The organism is Streptococcus sp. HMSC067A03 (assembly GCF_001814295.1).
GTDB classification, from domain to species: Bacteria; Bacillota; Bacilli; order Lactobacillales; family Streptococcaceae; genus Streptococcus; species Streptococcus constellatus.
Map to the genome: position 1 here is coordinate 14,272 of NZ_KV815682.1, position 20,458 is coordinate 34,729.

The 20,458-nt window shown below is 36.9% G+C and carries 20 protein-coding genes; 16 read left to right on the forward strand and 4 right to left on the reverse strand.

The window, feature by feature from the left end; genetic code table 11:
* Nucleotides 1–147 precede the first annotated feature (147 nt).
* The 3 genes from HMPREF2963_RS07900 to HMPREF2963_RS07910 all read left to right on the forward strand — a co-directional run bounded on the left by HMPREF2963_RS07900 (nucleotide 148) and on the right by HMPREF2963_RS07910 (nucleotide 1,818).
* Nucleotides 148–375 (forward strand): helix-turn-helix transcriptional regulator, encoded by a 228-nt coding sequence (locus HMPREF2963_RS07900; protein ID WP_006268209.1) that lies wholly within the window; start codon nucleotides 148–150, stop codon nucleotides 373–375.
* Nucleotides 376–850: 475 nt separating this feature from the next.
* Nucleotides 851–1,036, forward strand: coding sequence for a DUF3169 family protein (locus HMPREF2963_RS09615; RefSeq protein WP_148132074.1), 186 nt, complete (start codon nucleotides 851–853; stop codon nucleotides 1,034–1,036).
* Nucleotides 1,037–1,116: 80 nt separating this feature from the next.
* Nucleotides 1,117–1,818: a CPBP family intramembrane glutamic endopeptidase gene (locus HMPREF2963_RS07910; protein WP_070669348.1), complete on the forward strand. Its 702-nt coding sequence runs from the start codon at nucleotides 1,117–1,119 to the stop codon at nucleotides 1,816–1,818.
* Between the two features lie 123 nt (nucleotides 1,819–1,941).
* On the opposite strand, the gene nrdF is transcribed toward HMPREF2963_RS07910, so the two are convergent.
* The 4 genes from nrdF to nrdH form a co-directional block, all read right to left on the reverse strand.
* Nucleotides 1,942–2,901, reverse strand: a complete 960-nt coding sequence (gene nrdF, locus HMPREF2963_RS07915) for a class 1b ribonucleoside-diphosphate reductase subunit beta (protein WP_020997963.1) — start codon at nucleotides 2,899–2,901, stop codon at nucleotides 1,942–1,944.
* Between the two features lie 33 nt (nucleotides 2,902–2,934).
* Nucleotides 2,935–3,786 (reverse strand): DUF4238 domain-containing protein, encoded by an 852-nt coding sequence (locus tag HMPREF2963_RS07920; protein ID WP_070669349.1) that lies wholly within the window; start codon nucleotides 3,784–3,786, stop codon nucleotides 2,935–2,937.
* 6 nt (nucleotides 3,787–3,792) lie between these two features.
* Nucleotides 3,793–5,952: a class 1b ribonucleoside-diphosphate reductase subunit alpha gene (nrdE, locus tag HMPREF2963_RS07925; protein WP_058669728.1), complete on the reverse strand. Its 2,160-nt coding sequence runs from the start codon at nucleotides 5,950–5,952 to the stop codon at nucleotides 3,793–3,795.
* Between the two features lie 95 nt (nucleotides 5,953–6,047).
* A complete protein-coding gene (gene nrdH, locus HMPREF2963_RS07930; protein ID WP_006269677.1) occupies nucleotides 6,048–6,266 on the reverse strand; it encodes a glutaredoxin-like protein NrdH in 219 nt (72 codons plus the stop codon).
* Between the two features lie 392 nt (nucleotides 6,267–6,658).
* On the opposite strand from nrdH, the gene HMPREF2963_RS07935 reads away from it, so the two are divergent.
* From HMPREF2963_RS07935 to ldcB, 13 genes are all read left to right on the forward strand, one after another.
* Nucleotides 6,659–6,922, forward strand: a complete 264-nt coding sequence (locus tag HMPREF2963_RS07935; protein WP_003023815.1) for a phosphocarrier protein HPr — start codon at nucleotides 6,659–6,661, stop codon at nucleotides 6,920–6,922.
* Between the two features lies 1 nt (nucleotide 6,923).
* A complete protein-coding gene (ptsP, locus tag HMPREF2963_RS07940; RefSeq protein WP_003068445.1) occupies nucleotides 6,924–8,657 on the forward strand; it encodes a phosphoenolpyruvate--protein phosphotransferase in 1,734 nt (577 codons plus the stop codon).
* Nucleotides 8,658–9,036: 379 nt separating this feature from the next.
* Nucleotides 9,037–10,830, forward strand: a complete 1,794-nt coding sequence (gene uvrC / locus HMPREF2963_RS07945) for an excinuclease ABC subunit UvrC (protein ID WP_070669350.1) — start codon at nucleotides 9,037–9,039, stop codon at nucleotides 10,828–10,830.
* A 124-nt stretch (nucleotides 10,831–10,954) separates the two neighbouring features.
* Nucleotides 10,955–11,779 (forward strand): ABC transporter ATPase, encoded by an 825-nt coding sequence (locus HMPREF2963_RS07950; protein ID WP_070669351.1) that lies wholly within the window; start codon nucleotides 10,955–10,957, stop codon nucleotides 11,777–11,779.
* Nucleotides 11,780–12,175: 396 nt separating this feature from the next.
* The gene (locus tag HMPREF2963_RS07955) at nucleotides 12,176–12,781 is read left to right on the forward strand and encodes a nitroreductase family protein (protein ID WP_003068452.1); all 606 of its coding nucleotides are present in this window, start codon (nucleotides 12,176–12,178) and stop codon (nucleotides 12,779–12,781) included.
* 19 nt (nucleotides 12,782–12,800) lie between these two features.
* A complete protein-coding gene (pepV, locus tag HMPREF2963_RS07960) occupies nucleotides 12,801–14,201 on the forward strand; it encodes a dipeptidase PepV (protein ID WP_048800887.1) in 1,401 nt (466 codons plus the stop codon).
* 55 nt (nucleotides 14,202–14,256) lie between these two features.
* On the forward strand, nucleotides 14,257–15,114 hold the full coding sequence (locus HMPREF2963_RS07965; RefSeq protein ID WP_006268322.1) for an SDR family oxidoreductase: 858 nt from the start codon (nucleotides 14,257–14,259) through the stop codon (nucleotides 15,112–15,114).
* Nucleotides 15,115–15,123: 9 nt separating this feature from the next.
* Nucleotides 15,124–15,708 (forward strand): uracil-DNA glycosylase family protein, encoded by a 585-nt coding sequence (locus HMPREF2963_RS07970; RefSeq protein ID WP_048800882.1) that lies wholly within the window; start codon nucleotides 15,124–15,126, stop codon nucleotides 15,706–15,708.
* A gap of 101 nt (nucleotides 15,709–15,809) precedes the next feature.
* Nucleotides 15,810–16,262 (forward strand): MarR family transcriptional regulator, encoded by a 453-nt coding sequence (locus tag HMPREF2963_RS07975; RefSeq protein ID WP_006268509.1) that lies wholly within the window; start codon nucleotides 15,810–15,812, stop codon nucleotides 16,260–16,262.
* Nucleotides 16,259–17,791, forward strand: a complete 1,533-nt coding sequence (locus HMPREF2963_RS07980) for an ABC transporter permease/substrate-binding protein (protein ID WP_039677282.1) — start codon at nucleotides 16,259–16,261, stop codon at nucleotides 17,789–17,791. Before HMPREF2963_RS07975 ends, HMPREF2963_RS07980 begins: the two co-directional genes overlap by 4 nt.
* A complete protein-coding gene (locus tag HMPREF2963_RS07985) occupies nucleotides 17,788–18,507 on the forward strand; it encodes an ATP-binding cassette domain-containing protein (protein ID WP_003068463.1) in 720 nt (239 codons plus the stop codon). Before HMPREF2963_RS07980 ends, HMPREF2963_RS07985 begins: the two co-directional genes overlap by 4 nt.
* Nucleotides 18,508–18,545: 38 nt before the next feature.
* Nucleotides 18,546–19,511: a zinc-binding alcohol dehydrogenase family protein gene (locus HMPREF2963_RS07990; RefSeq protein ID WP_148132075.1), complete on the forward strand. Its 966-nt coding sequence runs from the start codon at nucleotides 18,546–18,548 to the stop codon at nucleotides 19,509–19,511.
* A 106-nt stretch (nucleotides 19,512–19,617) separates the two neighbouring features.
* Nucleotides 19,618–20,316, forward strand: a complete 699-nt coding sequence (ldcB, locus tag HMPREF2963_RS07995) for an LD-carboxypeptidase LdcB/DacB (RefSeq protein ID WP_003068467.1) — start codon at nucleotides 19,618–19,620, stop codon at nucleotides 20,314–20,316.
* The last annotated feature ends 142 nt before the right edge of the window (nucleotides 20,317–20,458 follow it).

Genomic DNA, 20,458 nt, shown 5'->3' on the forward strand with positions numbered 1-20,458 from the left:
GTTGGATACAAACTAACTTTGGGGGATTTTTATATGGATTGGATAGCTGTATACTATAAATTGAAAATGATAATATTTATTTTGATAATAATAATTGTCAAAATGACAAATATATGTTGTAATAAAATTGTGAAAGGAGAATATGGTATGAAGTTGAGAAATCGGCTCAAGGAACTTCGAGCAAGAGATAGGCTCAATCAAACAGAACTAGCCAGAAAAGCAGGAATTTCTCGACAAACCGTCAGTTTAATCGAACGGGGAGAGTATGCTCCATCTGTTATTATTGCCTTAAAGATTGCTCATATTTTTGGAGAAAACGTAGAAAATGTATTTTATCTAGAGGAGAATAGTAATGAAAAAATGGATGAAAATTAGTGATTTGATGATAGTCAGTGTTTTGATGGGAATTTTTGTAGCCAATAGCTGACTCGAAACTTTCCATTTTCCAACTTTTTTAAATAGTACACTTTTAGGATGGATTATTCGTTTGCTCAATCTGATTTTATTCTGCACGATGATTTATTTACTATCTTCTAGTCGGAAAATTCAGAAACAATCGGAATCAAGAAAAGAAAATGAGTTAATTGAGCAGCTTTACCAGAAGATGTTTAAAAATCTGGAATACGGCACCATTTCCCTAGATGTGATGACAATTTTGGTAATTTTTGATATACTAACTTCACTTAGTTTAGCTATCACTAAAAATAGTTTTTCACTTAGAATCAGTTTGTTTTCTTATTTAACCTTGTCTTTCGTCATATATAGGCAATATTACCTTTAAAAAACAATTGAGCAGGTTAGGCATTTTAAACTACCAACGTTTGCATTTCCTGAAGACATTTCAATATTTATGAAAACTTATGATGAAGCAGAACGAGAAGCGTATTATAAGCAGAACTTTAAAATCCTTTTTCAGTTAAATCAGTTTATTTTGCCAGTACTTTACGTTTTCATCTTTGTCACCTCGCTTAGCTTACGTGAGATTCAATATCTTCCCATTGCAATTGTAGTATTTATCCACTATACGTCAATGTGATGAACTTTTCTATGGTGAAAAATAATTTTAAATAAGCCGTAAACACTGTAAAATAACTAGTGAGAAAGGGAGAATCTTTAATGAAAAAAATAGCCCATATAGGACTTGGAATTTTAAAATTATTGGGATTAATTGTTTTAGTTATGGTCATCAATGGCATTCCTATGTTATTCTTAGCAAAAGGACAAAATCTACCAATATATACAGAAATTTTACTGGTTTTAGCCTACCTTGTGCTCGTGTTTTTTGCTATCCGCACTTTATGGAGAAGATACCAAACACATATCTCAAAAGACGTCAAAGTTCTGTCGTTTTCCTGGGGAGATTTAGGAAAAGCCTTGTTATTCTTTTTAGTGGCGAGAGTGGTAGCAGTAGTTGGAACTTATCTAAATATTCTGTTAACAGGGCAAAGTACAACCAGCAACGATAACGCTTTACAAAGTCTAGGAAAAATTATGTCAGTTGATCACATCTTTTTTGCTTTGTTATATGTGATGACGGTTGCAGTGATAGCTCCGATAATTGAAGAACTGGTGTTCCGCGGTTTTGCGACGATCTTTTTCTTTGAAAAAGATCAAAAAATAGTGGCAGCGCTCATAACATCTATCATTTTTGCACTTCCTCATATTTCAAAATGGACAGAATTTCCATTATATTTTGCAATGGGATTAGTGCTTTATGCCGCATTTGCACGTCGGGGAAATCTGAAAGATTCAATCGTTGTACATATCTTAAACAATACACCAGCAGCTATAATCATGCTGATTGCGATGTTTCAATAGTGATCTAAAAATAGTGCCATCATTACAATAAAAACACGAATGGAGTTTTGGTTCCAGCTATTTGCTGGTGTTACCTCATTCGTGTTTTTATGTTATCAAATGTTATTTTAATGAGCAGGTGTTTTATAATCCATAATTGTAATCGTCATCTTGCATGGCTTCAACTTCACCAAGAAGATAACCATTTCCAACTTGAGAAAAGAAATCGTGGTTAGAAGTTCCAGTTGAGATACCATTCATGATAATCGGATTGACATCGTCAGCTGTGTCAGGGAAAAGTGGATCTTGTCCGAGATTCATGAGCGCCTTATTAGCATTGTAGCGCAAGAACGTCATAACTTCATCTGTCCATCCTATGGCGTCATAGAGTGTTTTTGTATAGAGTTCTTCATTTTCGTAGAGGGTGTATAGCAGGTCGTACATCCATTCTCGGAATGTTTCTTGTTCTTCTTCTGACAATTCGTTGAAACCAAGTTGAAACTTGTAGCCGATATAAGTACCGTGAACGGATTCGTCACGGATAATCAATTTGATGATTTCAGCGACATTGGCTAATTTGTTATTCCCAAGATAGTAAAGAGGTGTGAAAAAACCAGAGTAGAAAAGAAAGGTTTCAAGGAAAGTTGAAGCGACTTTTTTTTGGAGTGCATTTCCATTGAGGTAAATCTCATTGATGATCTCAGCTTTCTTTTGTAAATAAGGATTGGTATTGGTCCATTCAAAGATTTCGTCAATTTCTGATTTTGTGTTAAGAGTCGAAAAAATAGATGAATAGGACTTAGCATGAACAGACTCCATGAATTGGATATTGTTTAGCACAGCTTCTTCATGAGGCGTGCGAATATCTCCTCGAATAGCTTCCACACCAGATTGAGATTGCATGGTATCAAGAAGTGTCAGCCCGCCAAAGACTTTACCAACAAGGTCTTTTTCTTTAGCTGATAATTTTCTCCAATCATCTAAATCGTTGGAAAGAGGGATTCGTGTGTCGAGCCAGAATTGCTCGGTTAGTTTTTCCCAAGTAGATTTGTCAATGACATCTTCGATGGCATTCCAGTTAATGGCTTTGTAGTAGGTTGACATATTTTTCTCCTGATTAAAATATTATCACTAACATCAATTGTTAGAATGAGGATAAGGCATTTCCCAATTTTTATTGTTAAAACGATTATAAATATAAGATTGTTGAGTAATATCAAACTTGTTTGTTGATATTATATAGTAATTAGCAGTATTTATTGTTGCCTTGTTGACATATTGAATTTTATCGAGCGTCATTTGAACCAATAAATTGTTTGAACTATTAATATCATCATTTTGAAATTCTAAGCAAAAATTGGGACTGATAGGAAATATTATTTGAAATCCATTTGGTTTATTTTGAGGTCCAAAAGTAGAAATAACAGGATTATCACTTGTAATAAATCCATCACCGATAGCAATATGGAAATGCATAGAATTTGGCTTTTTAAAATATTTCAAAAGATCTTCTAAGTTATTTTTTTCTTTAAAGATTTTGTTGAATTTTTGTATTTTCTCTTTATGATTTTCAATCTCATTTAGCTCAATAGGAGATTTTCTAGGTTTTGAAAAATTGTTTTCAAAATTCGTAATAATTCGGACTCTTCCAGAGTTTGTCCTAATTTCTTGTAAAAACAGATATGTCCAAACAATCTTTATTTCTTCATCAGATATAGAAATTTTATCTATCTCTGTGTCTAAAATCTTTGAAACAACTTTGGAAATTTTTCCTTCATAATGGCTCAATTTTTCTTCGAGAATATTATCAGTTTTCCGTTGACCTTTTGTGTCTATTTCTTCATAAGTGTAGTTTTGATAACAAATATTTTCATAATGAACATACTGTTCTTTGTTTGCTTTGTGATTATAGACATATAATTTATTATCATTATTGGCAAAATGTTTTAGTAATGTTCTTGGATAATAATGTTGCTTTTTTGTAACCATAAAAAATTAAATCACACAACTTTCACACTGATTGGCTCCGACTTCACCGCCGTCATCTGTAAAGGTGCGGACATAATAGATAGATTTGATCCCCTTGTTAAAGGCATAGTTGCGCAGAATAGAAAGGTCGCGGGTGGTCTGTTTGCTCTCGGTTTTCCATTCATAGAGACCTTGAGGAATATCGCTGCGTAGAAAGAGAGTCAGAGAAAGCCCTTGGTCCACGTGCTCAGTGGCTGCAGCGTAGACATCAATGACCTTACGCATATCCATGTCATAGGCGCTAGTGTAGTAAGGAATAGTCTCAGTTGACAGACCGGCAGCAGGATAGTAAATTTTTCCGATTTTCTTTTCTTGGCGTTCTTCAATGCGTTGGGTAATCGGGTGAATCGAAGCAGATACATCATTGATATAGCTGATAGATCCGTTTGGCGCAACAGCCAAGCGATTTTGATGATAAAGACCGTCTGTCATGACTTTCTCACGCAGCTCAGTCCAATCTTTGGCAGACGGAATAAAGATATTTTGAAAGAGTTTTTTCACTCGATCAGATTTCGGTACAAATTCGCCAGTCACATATTTGTCAAAGTATGAACCGCTTGCGTAGTCAGACTTTTCAAAGTTATGGAAGGTCATACCACGCTCATGGGCAATATTATTGGATTCAACAAGGGTCCAATAATTCATGAGCATAAAGTAAATACTAGTAAACTCAACAGATTCAGCTGAGCCATATTCTATCAATTGCTGAGCTAGGTAACTGTGCAAGCCCATGGCGCCTAGCCCAAAAGTATGAGCTAAGCTGTTGCCATGATCAATGGTTGGAACAGCTTTGATGTGGGAACTATCTGTAACGAAAGTCAGAGCACGAGTCATGGTTCGGATAGACTTGCCAAAATCTGGTGAAGTCATCATATTAACCACATTGGTAGAACCGAGATTGCAAGAAACATCTGTTCCCAGTTTGATAAATTCTTGCGCATCATTCAACAATGAAGGTTCTTGTACTTGTAAGATTTCAGAGCAGAGGTTGCTCATGATAATCTTACCATTCACTGGATTTGCACGATTAGCGGTGTCAATATTGACGACGTAAGGATAGCCAGATTCCTGCTGCAACTTGGAAATCTCGGTTTCTAAATCACGAGCTTTAATCTTTGTTTTGTTAATCTTAGGATTGGCAACCAATTCGTCATATTTTTCGGTAATATCAATATAGGCGAACGGAACGCCATATTCACGTTCGATAGAATACGGACTGAAAAGGTACATTTCTTCATTCTTGCGAGCCAATTCGTAAAATTTATCTGGAATGACAACACCTAAAGAAAGAGTTTTCACTCGCACTTTTTCATCGGCATTCTCTTTCTTGGTTGAAAGAAAAGAGATAATATCCGGATGGAAGACATTGAGATAAACTACTCCAGCCCCTTGACGCTGACCTAGTTGATTAGAGTATGAGAAACTGTCTTCAAAAAGTTTCATGACTGGCACCACTCCAGATGCGGCCTCTTCATAGCCCTTGATAGGAGCACCAGCTTCACGCAAATTACTGAGGGAAATTCCAACACCGCCGCCAATCCGAGATAGCTGCAGAGCTGAATTGATCGAGCGACCGATAGAGTTCATATCATCCGTTACTTGAATGAGGAAACAGGAGACTAGTTCTCCGCGACGAGACCGGCCGGCATTAAGGAAACTTGGAGTAGCAGGTTGATAACGTTGATGAATGATTTCATTAGCAATATCTTTGGCAATTGCTTCATCACCGTTTGCAAAATAGAGCGCATTAAAAAGAACACGCTCTTCCATACTTTCGAGGTAATACTCGCCGTCATTTGTTTTGAGAGCATATTGATTATAGAATTTATAAGCTGCCATGAAAGACTTGAAATGGAAATCTTGCTCACGAATAAAAGCAGCCAGTTCTTCGATGTATTCAGGTTTATAAAGTTGGATAAATTCTTTTTCTAAATAGTTTTCTTGAATTAAAAAGTGAATTTTTTCAGTAATAGATGAAAATTGCTTGGTATTTGGTTCCACATTTTCTTTAAAAAATGCCTCCAAAGCTTCCTTATCTTTGTGAAGCATAATTTGTCCGTTGATTGGACGGTTGATTTCGTTATTCAGACGGAAATACGTCACGTCTTCGAGTTGTTTAAGTCCCATATTGTTCCTTTTTCTAAATAATTGAATTGTTTTACAAAAGAAAGAGCTTCTATGGTTTATAGAAGCGGCTGGATAGCTCTATGATTACAACAATTTTATGATAATTTTTTTAATTTACCTGGTTGAAAACCGGAAAATGCTTCTGTTGGAGTTTGGACAATCGGTGCAGCATTGAAACCTAAGCTTTTTACATGATCGATGTATTCAGGCTGTTCGTCCAAGTTGATTTCACGATATTCGACATGATTCGTATCTAAGAAGCGTTTTGTCATTTTGCATTGCACGCAATTATTTTTTGAGTAAATAGTTACCATAATGAACTCCTAATTTCTTTAAATTCAGTATGGATTTAGTATATCCAAAACGAGAAATTTTGTCAACTATTATATTCTAAATGTTGTGCTTATTTTTGTTTTTTGAATTCAATGATACTAGATATAGTATTTTAAAAAATGAAAAATCAAAGGAAAATCACATCTTTTGCTTTGTTAAATCAAATTTTTCTCAGTGGATAATCAATTGGAAATATGTTTGTAGATTGGATAATGAAAATATCGTTTTAATAAAATTTCAGTAATTCTCATAAAAAAGGCTTGCTGAATACACATAAAATTCTTGAAAAAATTTTACAAAGATGTTATAATCTAGAATTGTAAGGGTTATCACTTATGACCCCAAAAAGATTACATTAAAGGAGAGTCCAATTATGGCTTCTAAAGATTTCCACATTGTGGCAGAAACAGGTATTCATGCACGTCCAGCAACTTTGTTGGTTCAAACTGCTAGCAAATTTGCTTCAGATATCACTCTTGAATATAAAGGTAAATCAGTAAACCTTAAATCAATCATGGGTGTTATGAGCCTTGGTGTTGGTCAAGGTGCAGATGTAACAATTACTGCTGAAGGTGCAGACGCAGATGATGCAATTGTAGCAATCGCAGAAACAATGACAAAAGAAGGATTGGCATAAAATGACAGAAATGCTTAAAGGAATCGCAGCATCTGATGGTGTTGCTGTTGCTAAGGCATATCTACTTGTTCAACCGGATTTATCATTCGAGACTGCTTCAGTCGAAGATACAAATGCAGAAGAGGCTCGTTTGGATGCAGCTCTTGAAGCTTCACAAAACGAGCTTTCTGTTATCCGTGAAAAAGCAGTAGAAACCCTTGGTGAAGAAGCAGCGCAAGTATTTGATGCTCATTTAATGGTACTCTCTGACCCAGAAATGATTGGTCAGATTAAGGAAACAATCCGTGCAAAGAAAGTTAATGCAGAATCAGGCTTAAAAGAAGTCACGGATATGTTTATCACGCTTTTTGAAAATATGGAAGATAATCCATATATGCAAGAACGTGCAGCTGATATTCGTGACGTTACAAAACGTGTGCTTGCACATTTGCTTGGAGTTCGCCTACCAAATCCTGCTATGATCAATGAAGAAGTAGTAGTGATTGCACATGATTTAACACCTTCTGATACAGCTCAGTTAGATAAGAATTTTGTTAAAGCTTTTGTAACAAACATCGGTGGACGTACAAGTCACTCTGCTATTATGGCTCGTACTCTTGAAATTGCTGCAGTTCTTGGAACGAATAACATTACCGAATTAGTGAAAGACGGTGATGTGATTGCTGCAAATGGTATCACTGGGGAAGTGATTATCAATCCAACCGAAGAACAAATTGCAGATTTTAAAGCAGCTGGTGAAGCTTATGCCAAACAAAAGGCTGAATGGGATTTACTGAAAGATGCTGAAACAGTAACAGCTGACGGAAAACATTTTGAACTGGCTGCAAACATCGGTACACCAAAAGATGTTGAAGGTGTCAACGCTAATGGCGCTGAAGCTGTCGGACTTTACCGTACTGAATTCCTTTACATGGATTCCCAAGATTTCCCAACAGAAGATGAGCAATATGAAGCTTACAAAGCTGTTTTGGAAGGCATGAATGGTAAGCCAGTTGTTGTCCGTACAATGGATATTGGCGGGGACAAAGAGCTTCCTTACTTTGATCTTCCAAAAGAAATGAATCCATTCCTTGGATTCCGTGCGCTTCGTATTTCAATTTCGGAAACAGGAAATGCAATGTTCCGCACACAATTACGTGCACTTTTGCGTGCATCTGTTCATGGGCAATTGCGCATCATGTTCCCAATGGTTGCTTTGTTGACTGAATTCCGTGCCGCAAAAGGTATTTTGGAAGAAGAAAAAGCTAAATTGCTTGCGGAAGGTGTTGCAGTTGCGGACAATATTCAAGTTGGTATTATGATTGAAATTCCAGCAGCAGCTATGTTGGCTGATCAATTTGCAAAAGAAGTTGACTTCTTCTCAATTGGTACTAATGACTTGATTCAATACACAATGGCTGCAGATCGTATGAATGAACAAGTTTCTTACCTTTATCAACCATACAACCCATCTATCTTACGTTTAGTGGATCGAGTGGTCAAAGCAGCTCATGCTGAAGGCAAGTGGGCTGGTATGTGTGGTGAAATGGCGGGTGATCAAACTGCTGTTCCACTTCTAGTTGGTATTGGTCTGGATGAGTTTTCAATGAGTGCCACATCTGTTCTTCGTACACGTAGTTTGATGAAAAAATTGGATACGAAGAAGATGCAAGAACTGGCTCAACGTGCCCTTACAGAATGTGCAACGATGGAAGAAGTTCTTGAACTTGAAAAAGAATATCTTGATTTTGAATAATATCACAACAGAAACTATTGTCAACGAGGACAATTGTAGTGTTGATGATGGAAAGGCAGGGATAGTAGCATCCCTGCCTTTCTTTGTGATAACAAAAAATTTTGATACAATAGCCAATTATTAAAAAGTAGTAGGAAAAATTGCGGAGCAAGTCAACCTTTTGTTCGTTTTGTAAATCTGGAGAAATACTCAATGAAAAAAGATTTATTCTATCTACAACCTAAAGTATACTTCTAATAACCTATTTAAACCTTGTGATAGTGAAGCTATGGGCTTAAAATTTTTAATATTTATTTGCTTGCCCTTTTCTATAGTAATCATTTAGGCTGTCGATGTTCCTTTTTACTTCCTTTTAGCTAATTTTGCTATAATGATAATTATGAACAACTTAATTAAATCAAAATTAGAGTTATTGCCGACTAGCCCAGGCTGTTATATCCACAAGGATAAAAATGGTACGATCATCTATGTAGGAAAAGCTAAGAATCTGCGCAATCGGGTGCGCTCGTATTTTCGCGGAAGTCATGATACTAAAACGGAAGCGTTAGTGTCTGAGGTTGAGGATTTTGAGTTTATTGTCACTGAGTCTAATATTGAAGCTTTGTTGCTTGAAATCAATCTTATCAAGGAAAATCAACCCAAATACAACATCATGCTTAAGGACGATAAGTCCTATCCTTTTATCAAAATTACCAATGAGACATATCCGCGGCTTATAATCACACGTCAGGTTAAGAAAGATGGTGGTTTATATTTTGGCCCGTATCCTGATGTAGGTGCTGCAAATGAAATTAAGCGCCTGCTGGATCGCATTTTTCCTTTCCGCAAGTGTACCAATCCACCTGAGAAAGTTTGCTTCTACTATCATATCGGACAGTGTCGAGCTCATACTATCTGCCATAATGATCCACATTTCTTTCAAGAGATGGCTCAAGAAGTAGCAGATTTCCTCAAAGGTCATGATAATAAGATTATTGATGAATTGAAAGGAAAAATGACTAGTGCTGCTGAAAAGATGGAATTTGAAAAAGCAGCTGAATACCGAGATTTGCTTCAAAGTATTGCGACACTTCGCACCAAGCAACGAGTGATGGCAAGGGATTTACAAAATCGGGATGTCTTTGGCTATTATGTGGACAAAGGATGGATGTGTGTGCAGGTTTTCTTTGTCCGTCAAGGAAAACTCATTGAGCGAGATGTAAATATGTTTCCTTATTACAATGACCCTGACGAGGATTTTCTTACTTATATTGGACAATTTTATCAGAATACATCTCATCTGGTGCCCAATGAAATTTTGATTCCATCTGATATTGACGAGGAATCAGTACGGGCTGTGGTGGATACAAAAATTCTCAAGCCTCAACGAGGAGAAAAGAAACAGCTGGTCAATCTGGCAATTAAGAATGCTCAAGTTAGTTTACAGCAGAAGTTTGACTTATTAGAGAAATCTGTTGAAAAAACGCAAGGAGCAATTGAAAATCTAGGCCGGCTCCTCAATATTCCCACTCCAGTTCGGATTGAGTCGTTTGATAATTCCAATATTATGGGAACAAGTCCTGTTTCAGCTATGGTGGTTTTTATTAATGGCAAACCCAGCAAAAAAGATTATCGCAAGTATAAGATTAAGACAGTTATCGGTCCGGATGACTATGCCAGTATGCGGGAAGTCATCAAGCGTCGCTACAGCCGAGTTATGCGAGATGGTTTAATACCGCCTGATCTGATTGTCATTGATGGTGGTCAGGGCCAAGTCAACGTTGCTAAAGACGTCATTCAACATCAATTAGGTTTAGATATTCCTATCGCTGGTTTGCAAAAGAACGACAAGCATCAGACTCATGAATTACTTTTTGGTGATCCATTGGAAGTGGTCGAATTATCTCGCAATTCACAGGAATTTTTCCTTTTGCAGCGCATCCAAGATGAAGTCCACCGCTTTGCCATTACCTTCCATCGCCAGCTCCGGTCTAAGAATTCCTTCTCATCACAACTAGATGGCATTGAAGGACTGGGGCCCAAACGCAAGCAAAATCTGATGCGACATTTTAAATCTTTGGCCAATATCAAGAAAGCTAGTGTTGAGGAAATTGTCGAAGTAGGCGTACCGCGAAAAGTTGCAGAGGCTGTGCAGAGAAAATTGAGAGAGCCTAGAGTAGAACTAGAACAGTAAGAATAAAAATACTCCTTAACTGATTTTATTTTATTATTTTACAAAAATATGAAAATAATAAGAGTAAAATGCTTGACAATATATATATATATAATAAAAAGAGACTATTTTAAGGAGAATTTTTATGAATCAAAATGATGCTTATGCTGTAGTTATACAGACAATCAATGCGGCAAGTCAACTTCCATTTGTGAAGGTAGATAGAGAAGAATTTCTACGTAAACAATTTAAAGATAGTAGATATCTTGATAGTATTTTAGAACATGGACCTCAAAAAGTTTTCACACCAGAGGCATTGAGAAAACGAGCTGAAAAAATAATCAAAGATAGCACCACTAAAACTTCTTTCACTTCTTTTGTTGCTGGATTACCTTCAAATCCGGTAACAGCTGCCGTTGCTGGGGGAGCAGATGTTGCTCAATATATGGGCTTTGCTCTAAATTTAGCTCAACAAATTGCTTACTTATTTGGAGAAGACGACTTATATGAAGGAAACTATAAGGAACTACCTGAAGAAGTACAAATACGAGTTATCTCTTACCTTGGAATAATGTTCGGTGCGAGTGGAGCGAGTGCATTGATTGCAAATGTTTCTAAGGCAGCAGGAATGAATCTTGGGAAAAAGGTAGCTCAGAAAGCATTAACTAAAACGGCTTGGTATCCTCTTGTGAAAAAAGTCGGGGCAATCATTAGCGTAGACATTACAAAAAAATCAGTTGGTTCTATAATTACAAAAACAGTTCCAATTATAGGAGGATTAGCTTCAGGAGGAATTACTTACATTACATTTAAACCAATGGGAGCAAGACTTGCTGATACATTTGAAAAAATATTAAATGGAGAATTTGAAGTAGAGTTTGATATTGAAGACGAGCTAAAACCAGAATTCAAAGATAGATTAAATGACAGTGAAATAATTGATGCCGAGTTTTCTGAAATCAAAGAATAAATGTTTATCTTGAATTATAATCATTCACAAACTAAGACCGTGCAAACGGTCTTTTGTGATATAACCTGCTTGAATTTCTAACTTTAAAAAATTTTTAACTAAAAGCAGAGAATTATATAGTTGTTTACACAAATACAAAGTGTAGTTGTCAAATTTACAAAAATCTTGTTTTAAAATACTACATATTGTGATTGATTTAAAGTGCTATATAATTTCCAAATATTATATTATCTGATAAGATGATAGTAAAAAAGTTTCCAAATAGAGTTTTAAAAAATTAATAAAGAAAAGTGATTATGACCTCCAAATAAAATATTTTAGTTCTCACAAAACCCCTGCAAGCTCTTCTAATTTATGGTAAAATGGAATGAGTATAATAAGAAAAGGAAAGTCCTTATGAAATTTCTTGAATTAAATAAAAAGCGTCATGCAACTAAGCATTTCAATGATAAAGCAGTTGATCCAAAAGATGTGCGAATGGCGATTGAAATTGCAACTTTAGCGCCAAGTGCTCATAATAGCCAGCCTTGGAAATTTGTAGTTGTGCGTGAGAGAAATGCAGACTTGGCTGAGATTGCCTTTAATGCTAATCAGGAGCAAATCAAAGAAGCGCCTGTGACGATTGCTCTCTTTACAGATACAGACTTGGTGCAGCGCGCTCGTAAGATTGCTCGTACTGCTGGTATAAAAAATATGTCTGAAGAAAAATTGCAATATTACATGCAAAATCTTCCGACTCAGTACAGTCATTACACTGAACAGCAAAAGAGTGATTATTTAGCTCTCAATGCTGGATTGGTAGCTATGAATTTAGTGTTGGCATTGACTGATCAAGGCATTAGTTCCAATATTATCCTTGGATTTGATAAATCAAAAGTCAATCAAGTGCTAGACATTGATGAGCGCTTCCGTCCAGAACTTTTAATTACTGTTGGCTACACAGACGATAAACTGGATCCAAGCTATCGTTTGCCAGTGGATGAGATTATTGAAAAACGTTGATAGAAAGGAATATGATTTTATGACGATTGATTTTAAAGCAGAGGTTGAAAAACGTCGCGATGCTCTATTGGCTGACTTATTTAGCCTTTTGGAAATCAACTCCGAGCGAGATGATACGAAAGCAGATAAAGAACATCCTTTCGGGCCTGGACCTGTTAAGGCTTTGGAAAAATTCTTAGAATTAGCTGCGCGTGATGGTTATTCAACGAAGAATGTGGACAATTATGCAGGGCATTTTGAATATGGCGAAGGAGCTGAAGTTCTTGGAATTTTTGCACACATGGATGTGGTGCCGGCTGGAAGCGGTTGGGATACAGATCCTTATACACCAACAATTAAAGATGGAAAACTCTATGCGCGTGGTGCGAGTGATGACAAAGGGCCAACGATGGCTTGCTATTATGGACTGAAAATCATCAAAGAATTAGGTTTGTCGACGTCTAAGAAAGTTCGTTTTGTAGTTGGTACAGATGAAGAATCTGGTTGGGCTGATATGGACTATTATTTCAAACATGTTGGTCTTTCAGAGCCAGATTTTGGTTTTTCGCCAGATGCAGAATTTCCGATTATCAATGGTGAAAAAGGAAATATTACTGAATATCTTCATTTTGCAGGGGAAAATAGCGGAGCTGCGCGCTTGCATAGCTTTACTGGCGGACTTCGTGAAAATATGGTTCCTGAATCTGCAACAGCAGTAGTATCAGGAAATATGCCAAATCTTGTAGATAAATTAGACGAATTTGCCAAAGAACATGGACTTCGCTTTGAATACCAAGAATTATCAAATGGGCAAATGGCAGTAATGATTATTGGGAAATCTGCCCATGGGGCTTCGCCACAATCTGGTGTCAATGGCGCGACTTATCTGGCTAACTTCTTGACCCAGTTTGATTTTGCAGATTCCGCTAAAGACTATCTTGAAGTGGCAGGAAACATTCTTTTAGAAGACCACGAAGGGAAAGCCTTAAAAGTGGACTATGTAGATGAAAAAATGGGTGCTCTTTCTATGAATGCAGGGGTCTTCCGATTTGATGAAACAAGCGATGACAACACCATTGCTCTTAATTTCCGCTATCCACAAGGAACCAATCCAGCATCAATCAAATCTAAATTGGAAAACTTACCTGTGGAAAATGTGACATTGTCAGAGCACGAGCATGTTCCTCACTATGTTCCAATGGAAGATCCGCTTGTGACAACGCTTTTGAACGTGTATGAAAAACAAACAGGTCTAAAAGGTCATGAACAAATTATTGGTGGAGGAACCTTTGGTCGTCTCTTGAAACGCGGTGTTGCTTATGGTGCTATGTTCCCAGGATATACAGATACTATGCACCAAGCAAATGAATTTATAGATATAGAAGACCTGTTCCGAGCTGCTGCTATTTATGCAGAAGCAATTTATGAATTAATCAAATAAAGCATGTAAACTCAGCTAGAAATAGTTGAGTTTCTTTCAAAGAAAGGGGAATATTATGATTTATACAATTACGAGTGCGACAGGTCAATTGGGGCAAAAGGTCGTTGCCGAAGCACAGAAACAGTTAGACACTAATGAAATTCGGTTATCTGTTCGGAGTCCCCAAAAAGCGAGTCAATATGCAGCAGCAGGGATTGATGTCAGATCAGCTGATTATTTAGATGTAGATTCTATGGTCGCAGCTTGGCGTGGAACGGATATCTTGATTTACATTCCAAGTATTTCTCATCCAAGCATTGTGCGTGTGCCAGAATTTGAAAATTCAGTCGTTGCAGCAGAAAGAGCTGGAGTTAAGCACTTTATCTTTGTTGGATTTTTTGCTGATCAAGTCAATAGTCCATTTCACATGGCAGCTTTCTTTGCTTATGCAAATACTCGTCTAGCATCGGCTGGATTTTCTTACAGCATTATCAAAAATGCTATGTATGCTGATCCATTGGTGCCTTACTTACCTGAGTTAATAGAGCGCAAGGCTGTCATTTATCCAATGGGAAATTCGAAAATGAGCTTTATTTCGCGGGAAGATAGTGCAGTAGCCATTGTCAAACTAGCTATGTCGTCTGCTCTACAAGGAAAAACATACATTTTGACTCAAGGTCGTAACTATACAATGCTAGAATTAGCTGATCTTTTGTCTGAAATATCGGGTCATGAAATTGACTACCAGCCGGTGACAGTTGAGGAATTTGCTGCTCTTTATGATCAGCCCAAAGGATTTGGAGTTGTGCTGGCTTCTCTCTACCAAGCTGGGAGTCAAGGATGCTTGGACATTGTGACAGATGATTTTCGGACAATCACAGGACGGCAGGCAACTGATTTGAAAACTTATATGAAGAAAAATTATCAAAAATAGAGACAAGGAATGGAAACGCTAGAAGACATTAAGAAAGCTATTATGGTTGATCCACAAAATCAAGTATATACAGAGCGAGGAATTGAGCCGCTTTTTGCAGCTCCTAAGTCGGCGCGGATCAATATTGTTGGTCAAGCTCCGGGTATTAAAGCGCAGGAAACACGTTTATATTGGAATGATAAGAGTGGTGATCGCCTGCGTGAATGGATGGGCGTTGACTATGATACATTTTATCATTCTGGCTATTTTGCTGCGATTCCGATGGACTTTTATTTTCCAGGGCATGGAAAATCAGGTGATTTGCCACCTCGCAAGGGTTTTGCTGAAAAATGGCATCAACAGATTTTAGAATTGTTACCAGATCTGGAATTAACTATTCTTATTGGCCAATATGCTCAGAAGTATTATCTTCATCAAAAGGGAACTGTAAAGTTAACCGATACGGTAAAACATTATCAAGATTATTTGCCAGAATATTTCCCGCTTGTTCACCCATCTCCACGAAATCAAATCTGGCTGGCCAAGAATCCTTGGTTTGCAGAGCAAGTGATACCAGATTTGCGGGCGAATGTTCAACAGATTATTTCAAGATGAGCACTTGCTCATCTTTTTTTTGAAACCAAATCTTTGACAAAAAAGGTTCGATATAGTATTATAAATAAACTTCTATATCGTATGTTTTAGAAAGAAGAAAAATGGGTAAAAAAGTAGTCAATAGTGGATTTTACATTGGGAAAATTCATCGTTTATCTAATCGATTAATGAATCATATTTTGTTAGAACGAGGGATTCAAGCTTTTAATGGAGAACAGGGACGTATTTTACACGCGCTTTGGCAAAAAGATTATCAAAGCCAAACCGAACTGTCAGAGCAGACTGGCTTGACGTTGAACACTCTGACCAAAATGATTGACCGAATGATTCGCATGAAGCTTGTGGAACGGTGTTCTCATGAAAAAGATAAGCGGAAAAAGATGATTTGTCTGACAGATTATGCAAAAGGATTAAAAGCAGAATATGATGCAATTTCTGATGAAATCATTGAAATCTTTTACAGTGGTTTTTCTGATCTGGAAATCAGTGAATTTGAGATTTATTTAGAGCGTATTTTAGTAAATTTAAGCCAATCAAGAAAGGATGAAGCATGAACGAGTTAATCAAATTAGTCACCAATCAATGGCAGTTTCTGTTAGGTCTTATCTGGGATCATGTCTGGATATCGGGTTTGTCTATCTTATTTGCTTTGATTTTTGGAGTTGGACTTGGGATTTTTATTAGTTTCAAAAAAAGCTGGGCTGGAGTCGTTATTGGTTTAGTGAATACTCTTTATACAATTCCCTCTATTGCACTTTTAGGGATTCTGATTTCGATTACGGGGATTGGTAATAAGACAGCAATTGTAGCATTAACCTTATATGCCCTGTTACCAATGGTACGGAGTACTTATACAGGCATTTCTGGTGTTGACCCGCTTCTCATTGAAGCAGCAGAAGGAATGGGTTCTACACGCAAGCAGATTTTAACCAAGGTGCAACTGCCCCTTGCCTTTCCGATTATGATGGCAGGTTTCCGTAATATGGTTACAATGACCATAGCTCTTGCGGGGATCGCTTCTTTCGTTGGTGCTGGCGGTCTTGGTGTAGCAATTTACCGTGGGATTACAACTAATAACCAAACCCTAACTTTGGTCGGAAGTGTTTTAGTCGCCCTATTGGCATTGGTCTTTGATTTTCTTCTTTCTTTGGTTGAAAAATCAATCTTACGTCATAAAAAAGTATCTAAAAAATGGTTAGCTGTTTTCAGCTCTATAGTTCTTTTGATGGCAGGAACCATCGCATTTTTCCAAATGAATCCAATGGGCGGAACCGTGAAAATTGCGACCAAACCACAGACAGAAAACTATATCTTAGGTGAAATGCAAAAGCAAGTTATTGAAGAATACACCAATCTTAAGGTCAAAATGACTAAAGGTGTCGGTGGTGGGACTGCCAATATTCACCCGGCTATGTTGAAAGGTGATTTTGATATTTATGCAGAATACACCGGTACAATCTGGGAAGTTATTCTTAAACAATCAGGTTCATATGATGAAAGTCAATTTAAGATACTTGAAAGTCAATATCGTAAAAAATATCAATTAGAATGGGCAAATACATTTGGGTTTAATAACACTTATGGTTTGGCAGTTCGTAAGGATATTGCAGAAAAATACAATATTAAAACTTTTAGTGATCTTGCAAAAGCAGGTTCCAATTTAACCTTTGGTGCAGAGTATGACTTCTTTGGTCGAGAAGACGGTTTTGCCCGATTGCAATCAACCTATGGTATGAAATTCAAGTCGCAAGTGGACATGGATAGCGGACTGAAATATCAGGCAGTTAAATCTGGTAGAGTGGATGCAATTGATATTTTCACTACAGATGGACAGCTTCATGGAGCAAATCTCGTCGTTTTGAAAGATGATAAAAAAATCTATCCTTCTTATCAAGCAGGAACGGTTGTTCGGTCAACAACTCTTAAAAAATACCCTCAATTGAAAAGAGCACTGGCTAAATTAGATGGTATTTTGAACGATAGCAAAATGGCAGAATTGAACCACAAAGTAGAAAATGATAAAGAAGAACCTGCTAAAGTTGCTCATGACTATCTTGTAGAGAAAGGAATTTTGAAGAAATGATTGAATATAAAAATGTCAGCAAATTTTACGGAAACCGCGACATTATCAAACAATTAGACTTAAAAATTGAAGATGGAGCCTTTCTGACGATTGTAGGAACTTCTGGTTCAGGAAAAACGACATTGTTAAAAATGGTAAATGGTTTGGTCAAGCCGAACCAAGGGCAAATCCTTATCAATGGTCAAGATGTTCAAGACACGGATTTGATTGAATTGCGGCGGAAAATTGGTTATTCTATTCAGGGAAATGGCTTGTTTCCGCATTTGACAGTTGCTGAAAATATTGCTTACGTCTTAAATTTGCAAAAGAAAAGTCAAGCAGACATTGACCGGATTGTAGATAAAAAATTAGCTATGCTAGGCTTGGAAAATGATTTGAAAAATCGTTATCCGTCTGCTCTTTCTGGTGGACAGGCTCAACGAGTGGGGATTGCACGTGCATTAGCTGCAACTCCTAATATTTTGCTAATGGATGAGCCTTTTGGAGCAGTGGATGCTATTACGCGCTATCAACTGCAGCATGAGTTGAAATCCTTGCATGAAGAAACAGGAATTACCGTTATTTTTATCACGCATGATATAGCAGAGGCACTAAAATTAGGCACTAAAATCTTGGTGTTAGATATGGGAGAAATTCAGCAATATGGCACGCCAGAAGAAATCAAACAACAGCCAGCTAATGAATTTGTAAGAAAATTGCTCGAATTAGCTAGTTAAAATCTATGTTTGCGAATAGGGAATAGGAGGTTTAACTAATGAGAAATAAAATGAAAGCAATGGTGATTTATGAGCCAGGCGGTCCAGAGAAATTTGTTCTAGAAGAACGAGCTATCCCATCTGTAAAAGAAGGATGGACCTTAGTCAAAATCAAAGGTTTTGGTATCAATCATTCAGAAATTTTTACTCGGAAAGGTTTATCTCCAACTGTTCAATTCCCTCGTATTTTAGGAATTGAGTGTGTAGGACAAGTAGTTGAAACGACAAGGAGAGATTTGCAGGAAGGGCAAAAAATTGTTTCTATTATGGGCGAAATGGGACGTGCGTATGACGGTTCTTATGCTGAATATGTATTACTTCCAAATGAGCAGATTTACCCTGTAGACAGTCAATTATCTTGGGAGGAATTAGCAGCAGTACCAGAGACCTACTATACTGCTTTTGGCTCCTTCAAAAATATGCAGATAAAAGAGGGAGACTCAATCTTAGTCCGAGCTGCAACGAGTGGTGTTGGGTTAGCCTTTTTAAAGTTAGTAAAAGCACAATTCCCACAGAATCGTGTAGTTGGTTCAGTTCGTTCTCTTGCTAAAAAAGACTTGCTTCAACAGCAAGGCTTTGATGAAATTATTTTAGATGAAAGAGGAGTTTTGCAAACTGAGGAAAAGTTTGATAAAATTCTTGAATTAGTCGGTTCGGCTACTCTAAAAAATTCATTTGACCATATTCAAAGTGCAGGAATTATCTGTAACACTGGTCAATTAGGTGGCAAATGGTATGCAGAGGAGTTTGATCCAATCGTAGAAATAAGAAACAATAGTTATTTGACTAGTTTTTATTCAGGAAATGTGCATCAGCAGCTTATTGATGAACTTTTTAGCTATATTGATGCTTATAAAATCAATGTATCTCCTCAACGAATCTTTTCGTTAGAGCAAATCCCAGCAGCCCATTCTTATATCGAAAGTCAAGCGGGATTTGGTAAAGTGGTTGTACTAAATAATTAACTATAAAAAAATTAAAAGTATGCAATTGCATGCTTTTTTGAATTGACAGATAGTATATCTACGCCTATAATGAAAATTAGTAAATTCTATAAATGAGGCGATACAGATGAAAAAAAGGATTGGCATTTTATTGTTAGCGAGTTTGTTTCTTTTGACAGCTTGTGGAGGAAAGAAAACAAATGTGGAAACGAAACAAGAAGGAAAAGCTGTATCTGCAAAAGTTAGATCCTCTGAGCAAACAAAGAAAAAAACAAAAGTTCATTATAATGGTTCTTACTATAGTGTAAAAGGGAAATACGATGAGATTGTTATCGCAAATAAACATTATCCATTATCTTCAGATTATAACCCCGGTGAAAATCCTACTGCTAAAGCAAAATTGCTGGAATTGATTGCTGCCATGCAAGGTGAGGGTTATCCTATCAGTCATCAATATAGCGGTTTTCGTAGCTATCAAATGCAAGTGACACTTTATCAAAATTATGTTAATAAAGATGGAAAAGAAGCAGCGGATCGGTATTCTGCTCGGCCTGGCTATAGTGAACACCAAACAGGCTTAGCTTTTGACTTGATTGGCACCGACGGAAATCTAGTGACAGAAAAAAAGGCTAGTCAATGGCTTTTGAAACATGCAGCCGAATATGGATTTGTTGTGCGTTATCTAAATGGAAAAGAGAATGAAACTGGATATATGCCAGAGCAATGGCATCTTCGTTATGTTGGAAAAGAAGCAAAAGCGATTGCAGATTCAGGACTATCTTTAGAAGAATATTACGGTTTTACTGGGGGAGGTTATAAGGATTAAAACGGTTCAGCATTAGAAGAGTACAATAAGAAATGGTAGATAGGAGAAGAAAGAATAGTTCCTAAACACAAAGCTGATGCTTTGGCGATTGTTGTCTGTCTAGGAGGAAAGATTGATTTTACAGCATCTGGAGAAATAGTCC